The sequence below is a fragment of the Kribbella sp. NPDC000426 genome (assembly GCF_040300265.1).
Taxonomy (GTDB): domain Bacteria; phylum Actinomycetota; class Actinomycetes; order Propionibacteriales; family Kribbellaceae; genus Kribbella.
The window spans coordinates 476476-491336 of sequence record NZ_JBEPDK010000008.1; the positions used below are offsets into that span (position 1 = coordinate 476476).

Annotated in this window: 15 protein-coding genes; 10 read left to right on the forward strand and 5 right to left on the reverse strand. The window is 70.1% G+C overall.

All coding sequences use genetic code 11. The features are described from left to right. Positions 1-66 precede the first annotated feature (66 nt). The 5 genes from ABT313_RS36795 (at position 67) to ABT313_RS36815 (ending at position 3805) form a co-directional block, all read left to right on the forward strand. A complete protein-coding gene (locus tag ABT313_RS36795; RefSeq protein ID WP_350863658.1) occupies positions 67-735 on the forward strand; it encodes a hypothetical protein in 669 nt (222 codons plus the stop codon). Next, positions 732-1394, forward strand: a complete 663-nt coding sequence (locus ABT313_RS36800) for a dienelactone hydrolase family protein (protein ID WP_350863661.1) — start codon at positions 732-734, stop codon at positions 1392-1394. The genes ABT313_RS36795 and ABT313_RS36800 overlap by 4 nt, the downstream gene beginning before the upstream one ends. 2 nt (positions 1395-1396) lie before the next feature. Continuing rightward, a complete protein-coding gene (locus tag ABT313_RS36805; protein WP_350863664.1) occupies positions 1397-1885 on the forward strand; it encodes a glutathione peroxidase in 489 nt (162 codons plus the stop codon). A 91-nt stretch (positions 1886-1976) separates the two neighbouring features. Continuing rightward, a complete protein-coding gene (locus ABT313_RS36810; protein ID WP_350863667.1) occupies positions 1977-2567 on the forward strand; it encodes a winged helix-turn-helix domain-containing protein in 591 nt (196 codons plus the stop codon). Then, positions 2564-3805: an MFS transporter gene (locus ABT313_RS36815; RefSeq protein WP_350863670.1), complete on the forward strand. Its 1242-nt coding sequence runs from the start codon at positions 2564-2566 to the stop codon at positions 3803-3805. Before ABT313_RS36810 ends, ABT313_RS36815 begins: the two co-directional genes overlap by 4 nt. A gap of 6 nt (positions 3806-3811) precedes the next feature. On the opposite strand, the gene ABT313_RS36820 is transcribed toward ABT313_RS36815, so the two are convergent. Both ABT313_RS36820 and ABT313_RS36825 read right to left on the reverse strand, forming a co-directional pair. After that, complete coding sequence (locus ABT313_RS36820; RefSeq protein ID WP_350863672.1) at positions 3812-5074, reverse strand: ribonuclease D; 1263 nt, start codon at positions 5072-5074, stop codon at positions 3812-3814. Next, positions 5071-5673: a DUF3000 domain-containing protein gene (locus ABT313_RS36825; RefSeq protein ID WP_350863675.1), complete on the reverse strand. Its 603-nt coding sequence runs from the start codon at positions 5671-5673 to the stop codon at positions 5071-5073. The genes ABT313_RS36820 and ABT313_RS36825 overlap by 4 nt, the downstream gene beginning before the upstream one ends. Before the next feature lie 106 nt (positions 5674-5779). Between ABT313_RS36825 and hemE the strand changes: the two genes are divergently transcribed. The 5 genes from hemE to ABT313_RS36850 are packed head-to-tail and all read left to right on the forward strand — an operon-like array spanning position 5780 to position 9795. Next, a complete protein-coding gene (hemE, locus tag ABT313_RS36830; RefSeq protein WP_350863678.1) occupies positions 5780-6820 on the forward strand; it encodes a uroporphyrinogen decarboxylase in 1041 nt (346 codons plus the stop codon). After that, entirely contained in the window at positions 6817-7326 is a 510-nt protein-coding gene (locus tag ABT313_RS36835) for a GNAT family N-acetyltransferase (protein WP_350863681.1), read from the forward strand. The genes hemE and ABT313_RS36835 overlap by 4 nt, the downstream gene beginning before the upstream one ends. Then, complete coding sequence (hemG, locus tag ABT313_RS36840) at positions 7323-8726, forward strand: protoporphyrinogen oxidase (RefSeq protein ID WP_350863683.1); 1404 nt, start codon at positions 7323-7325, stop codon at positions 8724-8726. The genes ABT313_RS36835 and hemG overlap by 4 nt, the downstream gene beginning before the upstream one ends. Next, a complete protein-coding gene (gene hemQ, locus ABT313_RS36845) occupies positions 8723-9418 on the forward strand; it encodes a hydrogen peroxide-dependent heme synthase (RefSeq protein ID WP_350863686.1) in 696 nt (231 codons plus the stop codon). The genes hemG and hemQ overlap by 4 nt, the downstream gene beginning before the upstream one ends. Next, positions 9418-9795, forward strand: a complete 378-nt coding sequence (locus ABT313_RS36850; protein ID WP_350863689.1) for a VOC family protein — start codon at positions 9418-9420, stop codon at positions 9793-9795. The genes hemQ and ABT313_RS36850 overlap by 1 nt, the downstream gene beginning before the upstream one ends. Here the strand turns inward: ABT313_RS36850 and ABT313_RS36855 are convergent. The 3 genes from ABT313_RS36855 to ABT313_RS36865 form a co-directional block, all read right to left on the reverse strand. Next, a complete protein-coding gene (locus tag ABT313_RS36855; protein ID WP_350863692.1) occupies positions 9792-11822 on the reverse strand; it encodes an AAA family ATPase in 2031 nt (676 codons plus the stop codon). The two genes, ABT313_RS36850 and ABT313_RS36855, sit on opposite strands and share 4 nt — an antisense overlap. Before the next feature lie 77 nt (positions 11823-11899). Continuing rightward, a complete protein-coding gene (gene msrB / locus ABT313_RS36860) occupies positions 11900-12316 on the reverse strand; it encodes a peptide-methionine (R)-S-oxide reductase MsrB (RefSeq protein WP_350863695.1) in 417 nt (138 codons plus the stop codon). Between the two features lie 75 nt (positions 12317-12391). After that, the gene (locus ABT313_RS36865; RefSeq protein WP_350863699.1) at positions 12392-14779 is read right to left on the reverse strand and encodes a DUF8508 domain-containing protein; all 2388 of its coding nucleotides are present in this window, start codon (positions 14777-14779) and stop codon (positions 12392-12394) included. Positions 14780-14861: the final 82 nt, after the last annotated feature.

Sequence of the window (14861 nt, forward strand, 5' to 3'; positions counted from 1 at the left end):
AGCAACCCGTGGCCAACCGCCCCGAATCGGCGCATGCTGGTGGAAGTAACGATGGGGAGCCGTTCAATGAACAACCTTGATCTCGCCGTACCGGTCCTGAGCCGCGGCAAGCACCGCAATCCACGCAAAGGCGCCTGCTTCATGGAGTTCGCCTCCTACCTCGCCGGCGAACCGTGGTCCGACCATCCTGCCTGCACGCATCCGCTGCTGGCCGGGGTCGCGCGGGACGTCAACGACTGCACCACTGACTCCGGGAGGTCCCGCCTGGCCCCGATGATCCCGTCGGTGATCGGGCTGACCCCGGACGACCCGCACGTCGTGGCGAGGGTGACGGCGCGCTGCATCCAGCACGCGCTGCCGGTCGTCTCGCAGGAGCGGCAGTACATCCTGGCCGTCGCCTTGCTGGTGGGGGAGAAGCAGCTGGCCGACCTCGACGGGCGTCCGCTCGACGACATCGAGCCGGACTCGCTCGCCGTACTGCAGTCGGTCCCGTCGGCGACCAAGTGGGCGCGGGCGTTCACCGCACGTTCCCGCCGCGGTGCGCCGGACTTCGCCCGCCGTACGGCGCCGCGCGCGGTCTCCTGTGCCGTTGAGGGCATCTCGCAGGCGTGCGTGCCGGACCCGGACGACCGGCTGTACAAGCTGCTCGTCGACGCCATCGCCGAGACGAAGTCGTGGATGCCCACACCTGCACCGAAGCCGGCACCCACCGAGGTCGTACGCTTCACAGTGTGACCTTGGAGCTCGACGCCGGATTACCAGTCCACGAGTGGGGATCCGCCGACGCCGACGCGCCGGGAATCCTGCTCCTCCAGGAGATTTTCGGGGTCTCCGACTACATCAAGCAGCGTGCGGTGGATCTGCACGCCCTGGGGTACTACGTCATCGCGCCGGAGATCTACTGGCGCCTTGACGACACCGAGCTGGACGAGTCCTCGCCGGAGCTGCTGCCACGCGCGATGGGCATCGTCCAGCGGCTCGACTGGGACCTGGCGGTGCAGGACGCCCTCACGGCTCTTGGTTATTTGCAGGCCCGCGACAAGCCCACCGGCATCGTCGGCTTCTGCTTCGGCGGCGGGCTGGCCTTCAACGTCGCCGCGTTGTCACGCCCGGATGTGCTCGTGAGCTACTACGGCTCCGCCCTCAAGAACCTGCTGGAGCTGACCCCGCAGGTCACCGCGCCGAGCCTGCATCACTTCGGCAACACCGACACGTACCTGGACGTGGACGCGATCGTCCCCGCGCTCGGCGACGCCGAGATCCACCGGTACGACGGCGCCGGGCACGCGTTCGACAACCCGCTGCCGATGTTCCACAACGCCGACGCCGCCGCGCTCGCGTGGCGCCGTACCGAAGACTTCCTTGCCCGTCACCTCCCAACCCCCCAAGGATGAGCATGAGCCTGTACGACATTCCGCTGACCACTCTGTCCGGTGCATCGACGTCGCTCGGCGACTACAAGGGCAAGGCTGTCCTGGTCGTCAACGTGGCGTCGAAGTGTGGTCTGACGCCGCAGTACGAAGGGCTGGAGAACCTGCAGAAGAAGTACGAGTCGCGCGGGTTCACGGTGCTCGGCGCGCCCTGCAACCAGTTCGGCGGCCAGGAGCCCGGGTCGGCCGAGGAGATCGAGACGTTCTGCTCGACGACGTACGGCGTGACGTTCCCGATGCTCGACAAGCTCGAGGTGAACGGCGAGGGTCGGCACCCGCTGTACGCCGAACTGACGCTGACACCGGACGCCGAGGGCGAGGCCGGCGACATCCAGTGGAACTTCGAGAAGTTCCTGATCAGCCCCGAGGGCACCATCGCCGCCCGCTTCCGCCCCCGCACCGAGCCCGAGTCGGAAGAAATCGTCGCCGCCATCGAAACCCAACTCCCGAAGTAGTCCAGTAGGTCGGGTCGCCCGTCGCAGCCACGGCGGGCGACTTCCTTTGCCAGGGATTGCAACAACTCTTTCGAAAGAGTAGTTTCGATGCATGCCGGACCCGCATCGTCGCCTGAGCGACCCTCGTGAGCTGAATGCGCTCGCCCATCCCGTGCGGATGGCGATCATCGAACTGCTGTCGGTCAGCGGACCGCTGACCGCGACCGAGCTAGCCGACCGGCTGGACGAGACGCCGGCCAACTGCTCGTGGCACCTGCGCAAGCTGGCCCAGCACGGCTTCGTCGAGGAGGCCGCGGGCGGGAAGGGGCGGCAGCGGCCGTGGCAGGTGCCGGGGCTCGGTTTCCGCTGGGACGACGAGCACGCATCGGCGTCGGTCGAGGAGCGGCGGGCCGCCCAGGCCTTGTCCGAGGTGACGATGGGCCGGGCGATGGATCGGCTGCGGGAGTCCGAGCAGCGCATGCCGGACGAGCCGGAGGAGTGGCGTACGGCGCAGTCGGGCACCGAGATGGTCGCCTGGCTGACCGCGGACGAGCTCAAGGAGATGAACGACGCGATCAGCGCCGTACTCGATCGCCACGTCGAGCGGCTGACCGACCCCGCCCAGCGGCCGGCGGGTGCGCGGCTGTGCGAGTTCGTGGCGTGGGGCATCCCGACGTACTTCCCGGGAGTTGAGCCGGCATGAGGAAGCTGTTCGCCCAGACCGGGTTCCCGCGGCTGTTCGGCGGCCTGAGTACGTCGATGCTCGGCGACTCGGTGATGTTGCTGGTGCTGAGCATGTGGGTGAAGACGCTCACCGGCTCCAACGCGATGGCCGGCCTGACGTTCTTCTTCATGGTGCTGCCGGCGCTCGGCGCACCGCTGCTCGGCGTGTGGGTGGATCGCCTGCCCCGCAAGCCGATCCTCGTCTGGGGCAACGTCGCCAGCGCGGCCGCCGTACTCCCGCTGGTCCTCGTTCGCGACAAGGGCGACGTGTGGCTGATCTGGGTGGTCGCCTGCCTGTACGGCGTCTCGTTCGTCGTCCTGCCTGCTGCGCTCAACGGCCTGCTCAAGGAACTGCTGCCGGACGAGCTGCTCGTCGACGCCAACTCGAGCCTGGCCACGATCAAGGAAGGCTTCCGGCTCTTCGGACCGCTGGTCGGGGCGGCGCTCTTCGCGACGGTCGGCGGCTGGCTGGTCGCGGTCGTCGACGCGGCCACGTTCGTGGTGGCCGGCCTGCTGATCGCGACGATCAAGGTGACCGAGACGCCTGCTCCGACCCAGCACGCCTTCCGTGAGGAGGTGATGGGTGGGATCCGTTTCCTGATCGGCGACCGCGTACTCCGCCACGTGCTGGCCGGGCTCGGGATCTCGATCCTCGTTATCGGGTTCTTCGAGTCGTCGATCTACGCCCTGCTCGATGCGTTCGGCAAGCAGGCGACGTTCGCCGGAGCGTTCGTGACGGCTCAGGGCATCGGCGCGATCATCGGCGGACTCACCGCCGCTCGCGCGGTCCGGAGAGTGGGTGAGGTCTCCGTCTGCACGCTCGGCCTGGTCGCGCTGGCTGTCTCCACCATCGTCTGCATCGTCGCGCCCAGCATCACCGTCGTGATGGTCGGTGCCGCGATCTGCGGCCTGGGGCTGCCGTGGACGTTCGTCTCCTTCACGACGCTGATGCAGCGCCGCTCGCCAGGTCATCTGATCGGCCGGGTGTCGACCGCGGTCGAGGTGCTGCTGTCCACGCCGCAGGCGATCTCGCTCGCGCTCGGGAGTTTGCTCGTCAGCCTGCTGAGCTACCGCCAGATCTTCACGATCATCGCAACGGTCATCCTGCTCGGCGCCCTCCAGATCGCCCTCACCCTGCGAGACCAGCTCCGCCCCCAGCCGACAGCCGCAGACGACCAGCTGCCTGCGGAGCCGGCTTCCGGAGCGGATGCCCTGTAGGCGCGCTCAGTCGAGCGGTTTGGCGGGTGCCTCGGACGACATGGCGTCGGTTAGGACGTCGGCGGTGAGGCCGATTTGCCAGGGGCGGGCGTGGTGGTCGCGGAGGAACGTGGTGACTACGTCGAGGTTGACGTCGTGCGGCGGGGACCAGGCGAGGCGGCGGATGGTGTCCGGGGCCAGCAGGTTCTCGGTGGGCAGGCGGTGGGCCTCGGCGATCTCGGCGACTGCGGTGCGGGCGGCTGAGAGGCGTGCGGCGGCGTCCGGGTCGCGGTCGGCCCAGGCGCGGGCGGGCGGCGGGCCGTCGTACCGCGGTCCTTGCTTGGGGAGCTCGGAGTCGGGGAGCCGGCGGGCGTGGTCGACCGCTTCCCACCAGGTCCGCATGTGGCGGTGCGCGCCGCGGCCCTTGAACGCCGTCAGCTTCTGCAACGTGTCCCGGTCGGCCGGCATCGCCGACGCGGCCTCGACGATCGCGGCGTCCGGGAGGATCCGGCCGGGGGAGATGTCCGCGGACTCGGCGATCTGGTCGCGCGCCTCCCACAGCGAGCGGACGACGGCCAGGCTGCGACGGTTGCGGACCCGGTGCATACCCGACGTACGACGCCACGGGTCCGGCTTCGGCTCGCGCGGAGGAGCGTCCAGGATCGCGGCGAACTCCTGCTCGGCCCATTCCCACTTGCCTTCGCTGCGCAGCTCCTGCTCGATCGCGTTCCGCAGTTCGATCAGCATCTCGACGTCCAGCGCGGCGTACACGAGCCAAGGCGCGGGCAGCGGCCGGGTCGACCAGTCGGCGGCCGAGTGTTCCTTGCGCATCCGGTAGCCGAGCACTTCGCTCACAAGCGAGGCCAGGCCGACCTTCGGGTACCCGAGCAGGCGGCCGGCCAGCTCGGTGTCGAAAACCTGCCGCGGCACCATGCCGACCTCGGCCAGGCAGGCCAGGTCCTGGTTGGCGGCGTGGATGATCCACTCGGTGTCGACGATCGCGTCGCCGAGCGCGGACAGGTCGCCGAACGGGATCGGGTCGACCAGCGCGGAGCCGGAGCCTTCACGACGCAGCTGGACCAGGTACGCCCGGTGGGAGTAGCGGTAGCCGGAGGCGCGCTCGGCGTCGACGGCCACCGGGCCCGTCCCGGCCCGGAACGCCTCGACCGTCTCGGTCAGCGCGGACTCGACGTCGACCACGTCGGACAGCCCGTCCCGCAGTTCGAGGAGGGGCAGGCTCGCGGTGGGGTCGTCCGAGGTGGACGGCTGCGGAGGGTTGGCTGAGGTCATCGGCCCCGCTGTCCGCGCCGGGTCGGCATCGCGACCACCCCCGGCGGAACCGGCGGCAGTCCGGCCGCCGTACACAGCACCTCGCCCCACGCCTCGGCGTGCCGGGTCACGTCCACGACGCCTCCCGGTCCGGGCACGGGGCTCCAGGACGCGCGGATCTCGATCTCCGCCGTCGCGTCGTCGTCGGCCATCCCGCCGAAGCTCTCCGATACCACCCTGGTGACGGTACCGCTCGGGGCCAGGAAGTCCGCGCCGCGGTCGGCCAGCGCCTCCATCAGCCAGGTCCAGCCCACGCCGCCGAGCAGCGCGTCGGTCACCATCTCCGGTTCGACGGCGGCGCGCACGTACGCGACACAGCGGAAGGTCGACTGCCAGGCGTCGTTCCCGGCCGGGTCGTAGAGGATGACGAGCCGGCCGGTGGCGACATCGTCGCCGTCGACCGTCACGTCGGCGCTGACCGCGGCCGCGTGCGGTGCGATCCGCTGCGGCGCGGGCATCTCCTCGACGAAAACCTCGGGCCGGAACCGGGCACCTCGTAACTGCGAGACTGCCTCGGCGAACTCCGCGGGTGGCGCGTCGACCTGCTTGCGGGCACCCATGCTTGGCAGCCTACGACCGATTACTCACCGACGCTTGTCAAGACGCGCCGGTAACACCGCGCGACCGGCCGATCGGGCGCCTCGGACCGCGTGGGATCATCGCTGTGTGCCTTCGACGTCACTCGACCGTTCCCCGTACCTGCTGGCCGCCCGGGGAGAGCCGGTCCCGCATACGCCCGTCTGGTTCATGCGTCAGGCAGGGCGGGCGCTGCCGGAGTACCACAAGGCGCGGGAGGGCATCTCGATGTTCGAGTCCTGTCGGCGCCCCGACCTCGTCGTCGAGATAACGCTGCAGCCGGTCCGCCGTTACGGCGTCGACGCGGCGATCTTCTTCTCCGACATCGTCACCCCGCTCCAGTTCGCCGGCTACGACATCGAGATCAAGCCCGGCGTCGGCCCGGTGGCGGCGGACCCGATCCGCGACGCTGCCGGCGTCGCGGCGGTCCGGCCGGTCACTGCGGCCGACGTGCCGTTCACCACCGAGGCCATCCAGCAGCTCGTCTCCGAGCTCGGCGGTACGCCGTTGATCGGGTTCGCGGGTGCGCCGTTCACGCTCGCGTCGTACCTGGTCGAGGGCGGGCCGAGCAAGGACTTCGCGCGGACCAAGGCGATGATGCACGGCAACCCGGACCTCTGGCACGCGCTCGCGGACCGCCTGGCCGACGTCGCGATCGCGTACCTCGCGGTCCAGATCGAGGCGGGCGCGTCCGCGATCCAGCTCTTCGACTCGTGGGCCGGTGGGCTGTCGCCGCGCGACTACGAGCGGTTCGTGCTGCCGCACTCGGCCAAGGTCTTCGAGGCGATCGCGTCGTACGGCGTACCGCGGGTCCACTTCGGCGTGAACACCGGCGAGCTCCTCGGCCTGATGAGCGCGGCCGGTGCCGACGTGATCGGCGTCGACTGGCGTGTCCCGCTGGACGAGGCCGTCCGGCGGCTCGACACCCCGAAGCCGGTCCAGGGCAACCTCGACCCGGCCCTGCTGTTCGCGGGGTGGGAGGCGATCGAGCCTGAGATCGACCGGATCCTCGAGGAGGGCAAGAAGGCTCCGGGCCACATCTTCAACCTCGGCCACGGAGTCCCGCCGAACGCCGATCCCGACGTACTGGCGCGGATCGTGAAGTACGTGCAGACCCGGAGCGCTCGGTGACCCGTCTGCCGGACCACGCGGTGACGCTGCAGCCGCTGACCGCCGAGCACGCCGACGCCGTCCTGACCTTCGAGCTGGAGAACCGCGAGTACTTCGCCCAGTGGATCTGGGACCGCGGTGACGAGTACTTCGCGAACTTCGCCGCCAGGCACGCCGCGCTGCTCGCAGAGCAGGCTGCCGGGATCTGCCGCTTCCACGTGCTGGTGGACGACTCTGGCGCGGTCGCCGGGCGGGTGAACCTGGTCGATCTCGAGCACGGATCGGCCGAGCTCGGCTACCGGATCGCCGAGAAGTGGGCCGGTCAGGGTCTCGCGACGGCTGCCGTCCGGGCGGTCATCGGCCTCGCGGCGACGGAGTACGCGCTGACCACGCTGCGCGCCGGCGCCTCGGACCGGAACCCAGCCTCGCAGACCGTGCTGACCCGGAGCGGCTTCCGGCAGGTCGGGACTTCGAGCACTGATCTGGGCCCGGGGAAGCAGTACGAGTTGATCCTGGAGGGCGTGTGAGCCGCGTCGTTGTCGTCGGTGGCGGGATCAGCGGGCTGGCGGCGGCGCATGCGCTCGCGACCGGGCCGAACCCGCCGCAGATCACCGTGCTGGAATCCTCGCCGCGGCTCGGCGGGAAGCTGGCCGGTTCGGAGATCGAGGGCGTGCCGGTCGACCTCGGCGCCGAGTCGGTGCTGGCCCGGCGACCGGAGGCAGTTGACCTGATCAGGTCGGTGGGACTCGACATCGTCCACCCGGCGACGACCTCGGCCGGGTTGTGGGTCGGCGACCGGATCCGCGCGATCCCGCCGACCGTGATGGGTGTCCCGGTCGATCCGCCCGCCACGGCCGACGTACTCGGGCCGGAGGCGGCCGAGCAGGTAGCGCACGAGGCCGAGCTCGCCGCGCCCGCGCTCACCGAGGACGTGGCCATCGGCCGGTTCGTTGCCGAGCGGATGGGGTCGGCGGTCACCGAGAAGCTGATCGACCCGCTGCTCGGCGGGGTGTACGCCGGGAGGGCCGAGGAGATCTCGCTCGCGGCCGCCGTGCCCGATCTGTACGCCAAGCTGCGCACCGCCCCGAGCCTGCTCGCCGCGACGGCCGAGCTGCGCGAGCTGGGCCAGAAGCGCGCCGGCCAGCCGGTGTTCGCCGGCGTTGCCGGCGGCATCAACCGGATCATCACCGCGCTCGAGCAGGACCTGACGGCCCGGGGCGTCGAGATCCGCCGGAAGCTCACGGTCCGCAAGATCACCCGGAGCGCCGACGGCTACACGCTGGAGGCCGGTCCGGTCCCAGAGCCGACGTACCTGAGCGCCGACGCGGTCGTGGTCGCCGTACCCGCAGCTCCGGCCGCGCGGATGCTGACCGACCTGGTGCCGGCCGCCTCGACTGAGCTCGCGGCAATCGAGTACGCGAGTATGGCGATCGTCACGCTCGCCGTCCGCAAGAGCGACTGGCCCGACACCGCCACCGGATCCGGGTTCCTCGTGCCGTCGGTCGAGGAGCGCACGATCAAGGCGTCGACGTACTCGCACGCCAAGTGGGCGTGGTCCGCGGAGGCCGGGGGAGACCTGGCCGTACTGCGTGCCTCGGTCGGCCGCCTCGGTGAGGAATACGTGCTGCAGCGCTCCGACGACGAGCTCGCGGCGCTCGCGACCGCCGATCTACGCAAGGCGATCGGCCTGCAGGCGGAGATCGTCGGCTCGCTCGTGACGCGCTGGGGCGGCGGCCTTCCGCAGTACGCCGTGGGGCACCTGGACCGGGTCGATCGGGTCGAGGCCGCGGTGGCCGGCGTACCGGGCCTGGCCGTCTGCGGAGCGGCGTACCGGGGTGTCGGGATCGCGGCATGTGTCGCATCCGGTGGCAAGGCGGCCACCCGGGTGCTGGAGCATCTCAATGCATTGGAGACAATGGCGAAGTGACAGGTAAGCCGAAAGCCCGTGAACTGAACGACGTCATCCGCTACACCCTGTGGTCGGTCTTCAAGGTCGAGACGCCGCTCGGCGACGCGGACCGGGACGAGCTGACCGCCGAGCTCAACGACCTGGTCGGCAAGCTGGCGGCCGACGACGTCGTGATCCGCGGCATCTACGACGTCGAAGGATTCCGGGCGGACGCCGACTTCATGATCTGGTGGCACGCGCCGACCTCGGACGCGCTGCAGCGGGCGTACCACGCGCTGCGCCGGTCGCGGCTCGGCCGGCACCTGGTCCCGGTCTGGTCGCAGTTCGCGCTGCACCGGCCGGCCGAGTTCAACAAGAGCCACATCCCCGCGTTCCTGGCCGACGAGGAGGCGCGCCCGTACATCTGCGTGTACCCGTTCGTCCGGTCCTACGAGTGGTACCTGCTGCCGGACGAGGAGCGCCGGTTCATGCTTGCCGAGCACGGCAAGATGGCGCGCACGTACCCCGACGTCCGGGCGAACACGGTGGCGTCGTTCGCGCTCGGCGACTACGAGTGGATCCTCGCCTTCGAGGCCGACGAGCTGCACCGGATGGTGGACCTGATGCGCGACCTGCGGGCGTCGACGGCCCGCCGGCACGTGCGCGAAGAGGTTCCGTTCTACACCGGCAAGCGCACCGAGCTCGGTGAGCTGATCGCCAACCTCGTGTGATGCACCGCAAGGCGTTCCCGGTGCTTTACGTGACGAACGTGCGCCGGTCCGTCCAGTTCTACACACTTCTCGGTTACGAGCAGACGTACCAGTTCCCGCTCGAAGGCGACCCGCACTACGTCGGCCTCGAGCGGGGCGACTCCTCCCTCGGCCTGTCCGACGTCAGCTGGCCCGAGGCGCAGCTCGGCATCACCGTCGGCACCGCCCCGCGCTTCGAGCTGTTCGTGTACGTCGACGACGTCGAGGCCGAGGTGGAGACCTTCCGGGCCGCGGGCCACCGGGTCCTGCAGGAGCCCGCGACCATGCCCTGGGGCGAACGCCAGGCGTACCTCGCCGACCCCGAGGGCAACCCGGTCGCGCTGGCAACCCCGATCTAGGTGCCGGGCTTCTGCAGCAGGTAGTCCTCGGCGCGCATCGACGTCGGCGGCCGGACGTCGGCCGGGATGAGCTCGCGCAGGTCGCGCTCGGTCAGGCTGTCGGGGTCGCGGGCCGACAGCCGGGTCGCCTGGTTGGAGACGGCTTCCTCGAGCACGTTCCGGATGAACCGGCCGTTACCGAAGCTGTGCCCGCGGGGCGCGGGCGGGATGACGCTGCGGACCTTGTCCAGCACGTCCTCGCCGTAGATCATGCCCTTCTGCCGCGCCTGCAGTTCGAAGATCCCGACCAGCTGGTCGGTGTCGTACTCGCTGAACGACAGCAGCTTCGGGAAGCGCGACGCCAGACCGGTGTTCGACTCCATGAACCGCTGCATCTCGCGGTGGTACCCGGCCACGATCACGATGCAGTCGTTGCGGTGGTCCTCCATCAGCTTCAGGAGGGTGGCGACCGCCTCGAGGCCGTAGTCGCCCGGTGTGTTCTCCGGCGTCAGGCTGTACGCCTCGTCGACGAACAGCACGCCGCCGAGAGCCTCGCGGAACTTGCCCGCGGTCATCGGAGCGGTCGAACCGACACTCGGGCCGACCAGGTCGGAGCGGTCGACCTCGACCACGTGGCCCTTCTCGAGCACGCCGAGCTGGTGGTAGATCCGGCTCAGCAGCCGGGCGATCGTGGTCTTCGCCGTACCGGGCTTGCCGACGAAGACCATGTGCCGGGCCCGTTCGTGGCTGGGCAGGCCGAGCTCGGTCCGGCGCAGGTTGGTCTTCACCTCGGCGACCATCTTGCGGACCGCGTCCTTGACCGACTCCAGGCCGATCAGCGAGTCGAGCTCGGCCAGCGGGTCGTCGCTGAAGTCCAGCGGTTTCGGCAGCGGCTCGTCCAGGGTGCCGTCGCCGCCGGAGCCCTCGGCCTCCTCGCGCGCGGCGTTCCAGGCCGACGAGAGTGAGTTCGCCTCGCTCTCCGCGGCGGCGGTGGCCTCGATGACACTCCAGCGTTCCCGGTCGAGAATGCGGAACAGGGAGGTGAGATCCGGGATCTCGGGCTCCGGCCAGGGCGCCTTGGACAGTACGCCGGACAGGTGGATCGCGGCGCGCGTGGCCGCCGCGGCCCAGGCCCGGGCGATCGGCGCCTGGCCGTTGCGGATCGCGCGGGCCAGCCACTGGTTGACGTGCGCCAGCCAGACCTGCCGGTTGAAGGTCTGGTGGATCTCGCCGAGCGCCTTCTCCAGGTCCTGCGTGGCGTTCCCGAGGCTCTTCGCGACCGCCTGCGGGATGCCGCGCAGGCCGGTGGCGAGGATCAGCTCGGCCATCAGCTGGGCGTAGTCGCCGGCGTACTCGTCCGGGCTCGTCATCAGCAGCCGGGCGTGGGTGTCGCGGATCGAGTTGAGCGAGTAGCGCAGGGCCGCTGTCGGGCCGCCGAGCTCGGGGAGTACGGCGCGCTCGCTGTCCTTGAGCGCGTCGTTGCGCCAGTACTGCGCGATGTCGTCGTACTCGCCCGTGACGTGCAGGTGGGACGCCTCGCGGTCGGCGAGCACCCGGTCGAAGGCAGCCGTCAGCGCCTGGGCACGGGCGGCCATCGGGGGAGCGTCGAGGAACAGGCTGACGACGTCCCGGGACAGTCGCAGCGCCTGCCGCCGGCCGTGCTCGCGGAAGCCTCTGGCGCCGGCGATGGCCTGCAGGTGCCAGTCGGTCGGGGCGACGTACACGACGTGTCCGGCGCCGCCGAGCCGGGAGGACGGGCGGTAGAAGTCGTGGGTGAGCTCGGTGCCGAGATCGGCGTACTCACCGTGCAGGACCGGGATCCACCCGGTCAGCAGAGGTGCGATCTCGTGGGTGAACCAGACCGACGCCGGGGTGCCCTTGATGAAGCCCGGGAAGGCCTCCGCCCGCAACGGCCGCAGTGCCTCCGGGTCGTCGGCCCAGGCCCGCAGCTGAGCGCGAACCCGAGCCGTCCATTCGGCCGGTACCTCCCACGGCTCCTCTGCCGCCAGCACATCGAGAACTCGCGGTCCGCGGACGTCGTCTGCCACCAAAATCCTTCCCCAGGAGCCACCAGCCGACCCAGTCTAGGGCCAGACCGGGCGACTGGCAGGCAGGCTCAGGGGGCTCAGGCCGGGGCGAGCGTCAGGCTGATGCTGTTGATGCAGTACCGCTGGTCGGTCGGGGTGCCGTAGCCCTCGCCCTCGAAGACGTGGCCCAGGTGAGAGCCGCAGTTGGCGCAGCGGACCTCGACGCGCTTCATGCCGAGGGTGCTGTCCTCGATGTACTCGACCCGGTCCTCGGCCAGCGGCGCGTAGAACGACGGCCAGCCGCAGTGCGAGTCGAATTTGGTCTCGCTGCGGAACAGTTCGGCGTCGCAGGCGCGGCACTTGTACACGCCCACGGTCTTGGTGTCGGTGTACTCACCGACGAACGGCCGCTCGGTGCCGGCCTTGCGCAGCACGTGGAACTCGGCGGGGGACAGCTGCGCCTTCCACTCCGCGTCGGACTTCTGTACGGCGTACTGCCTGGTTGAATCAGTCACACCTTAATTATCGCTGGCCCGGGCGAGGAAATTCCTCCCGGGCCGGCGACGTAAGACTCCCGCAATCCTGGGGGTTTATCGCACCCAGGAGGGCAGCGGGATCAGCTTCACGACCTGCGGGTCGTGGTCGGAGATCTGGTCCGGGAACTCCGCGTTCATGTGCACGACGTCGTACGCCGAGGCCGGGCGCAGGTTCTGCGAGATCAGGATCTGGTCCAGGATCTGGCTGTTGCCCTCGAACACGTAGCTGTAGCGCTCCTTCAGCGGCAGCGTCCGCGGCAGGTCGACCAGCGCCGTCTTGCCCGAGCCGACCAGGATGTCCGCGGTCTGCGACCAGTCGAAGTCGTTCAGGTCACCGAGCACGACCACGTTCGCGCCCTTGTCCTTGGCGAGGATCTGGTCGACGAACCCACGCACCGCCTCGGCCTGTTGGTGACGCTTCGGCGCACTGGACTGCACCGGCGGCTGGAACCGGCCCCAGAGCGGGTCGTCGCCGCCCTTGGAGCTGAAGTGGTTGACGACCACGAAGAGCGACTGGCCGTGCCAGGTGAACTCGCCGGCCAGCGGGACCCGGGTGTCGGCCCAGGCCGGGTCGGCCGGGTCGACGCGGCCCGGGGAGGAGCTCAGGTGCGGCTTGCCGAACCGGTCGGTGGTGATCGTCGTCGCGACCGTCGAGCCGCCGCCCGCACGGTCGACGAACTTGACCGGCTTGTCGGTGCGGTACATGAACGCGACCCGGATGTTGCCGCCCGGCTCGCCGCCCTCCTTGCCGTCGACCGGGTCGATCTCGCGCCAGGCGTACTTCGGACCACCCGCCTTCACGATCGCGGCGGCCAGCGTGTTCAGCGTGACGTCGGCGGCGACCGTACCGGAGTTGACCGCGCCGTCGTTGTCCTGCACCTCCTCGAGCCCGAGGATGTCCGGCGAGGCGAGGTTCTTGACGACCGCCTGGGCCAGCCCGTCGAACTTGGCCGGGCCGTCGGCCGGGTCCAGGTTCTCCACGTTGAACGTCGCCACGGAGACCTGCAGCGGCGAGGACTTCTGCGTGACCTCACGCTTGACGCCGCCGTCGACCACGGTCGGCGTGACGGTCGGCAGGAACTTGAAGTTGCCGAACGAGTAGTCCAGAACACCGGTCACGACGCCGGCCAGCTTGTCACCGGTCTTTGCGTCAGGGATCGGCACCAGTACGTCGTCGAGCAGCACGCGCTCCGGGTTGCTGTCGGTCTTCTGCAGCAGGATCCCGCCGCGGACCGTCCGCACGCCGGCGCCGGCCGGTACGACGGACAGCTCCCGGAACGAGCTGGTCGGGCCGGTGACCTGCGGCTGGTTGATGCCCAGCCACATGCCCTCGAGCGACTCCCAGAAGTCCAGCCCGTCGTTGGCCGGGTCGAACGCCGTGCTCGTGGTCTCGACGTCACCCGCCGAGTCGTCGTCGATCACGGTCGAGGGCGGAACACGTCCGCCCGGGCCGACGATCGTCGGAGCCGGTACGGCGGCCGTGCCGGTGACGGTGATCATCGCGTTGGTCAGCTCGGTGGTGGTCAGGTTCGTCGTACCGCCGGAGCCGCCCGGGCGGAACTCGGCGACCGAGGCTTCGACGTTCAGGGCGTCGCCGACGGCGACGGTCGGCGCGGAGCTGGTGAAGACGAACACGCCCTCGCTGGTGGCCGGGTTGTCGTCCGGCTGCGGGTCCTGGAACCAGAAGCCGTTGCTGCTCACCGCAGTGACGACGCCGGTGACGTTGGTGACTCGCTTGCCCTCGAGCGGCGAGCGGTGCGCGGCGCCCTGGATGTCGTGGATCTTGGCGTCCACGGGCGGCTCGGCCGGTCCGCCGGTCAGCGTGCCTGGCGACGGGTTGCCCGCGCTGAAGTCGGCGCTGTTGTTGTCGGTGTCCTGCTTCGGGTCGTTGCGCGCGGCCGAGGTGGTGTTCGACAGGCCCGGCGCGGGCGCGGTCTCGGAGTCTCCCGCGGTGCCGTAGCCGACGTAGTCCTTGACGCTCGGGTCAGCGTGGCAGGTCGCTCCGCAGGCGAGTGCGGTCTGCGTGGTGACCAGAGCGATCTTGCCCGCTGTCGCCGACATCGGGATCGTGCCGGTGGCGTTCGGGGTCGGCATGGGCTGGCCGTTGGCGCCGCCGCCCTCCTGGACCAGGTACGTCGCTCCCGGGTCGATGCTGCCGGTCAGCTTCGTGACCTGCCACGTGCTGCCGGCCGCCGACGCGTACTGGACCGACCAGCCGCTCACATCGATCGCGGCCGACCCGTTGTTGGTCAGCTCGACGAAGTCGTTCGTGTACGGCGCGCCGCTGTTGCCGCCACCGCCGTACACCTCGGTGATGAGCACATCGGTCGAAGCCGCCTGCGCGGGCGCGGCGGCGATCGCCACCGCCAGCCCGGAGGCGAGAAGACTGGTCGTGACCGCTAGTGCGCCCAGATGGCGCCGCGGTCGGTTCAGGGCAGACATGGGCCGGATTCTCACACCGGCACGTGAGCGTTCCAAGGTCCAACACGTGAACAGCCGGTGTGCGCGCCGAACGCACGGGTGA

What these genes read in the sequence shown, in the direction of transcription:
- ABT313_RS36795 (WP_350863658.1), top strand. Translation starts at nt 67, where the DNA reads ATGAACAACCTTGATCTCGCCGTACCGGTCCTGAGCCGCGGCAAGCAC.
- ABT313_RS36805 (WP_350863664.1), top strand. Translation starts at nt 1,397, where the DNA reads ATGAGCCTGTACGACATTCCGCTGACCACTCTGTCCGGTGCATCGACG.
- ABT313_RS36810 (WP_350863667.1), top strand. Translation starts at nt 1,977, where the DNA reads ATGCCGGACCCGCATCGTCGCCTGAGCGACCCTCGTGAGCTGAATGCG.
- ABT313_RS36815 (WP_350863670.1), top strand. Translation starts at nt 2,564, where the DNA reads ATGAGGAAGCTGTTCGCCCAGACCGGGTTCCCGCGGCTGTTCGGCGGC.
- ABT313_RS36820 (WP_350863672.1), bottom strand. Translation starts at nt 5,074, where the DNA reads ATGACCTCAGCCAACCCTCCGCAGCCGTCCACCTCGGACGACCCCACC.
- ABT313_RS36825 (WP_350863675.1), bottom strand. Translation starts at nt 5,673, where the DNA reads ATGGGTGCCCGCAAGCAGGTCGACGCGCCACCCGCGGAGTTCGCCGAG.
- ABT313_RS36850 (WP_350863689.1), top strand. Translation starts at nt 9,418, where the DNA reads ATGCACCGCAAGGCGTTCCCGGTGCTTTACGTGACGAACGTGCGCCGG.
- ABT313_RS36865 (WP_350863699.1), bottom strand. Translation starts at nt 14,779, where the DNA reads ATGTCTGCCCTGAACCGACCGCGGCGCCATCTGGGCGCACTAGCGGTC.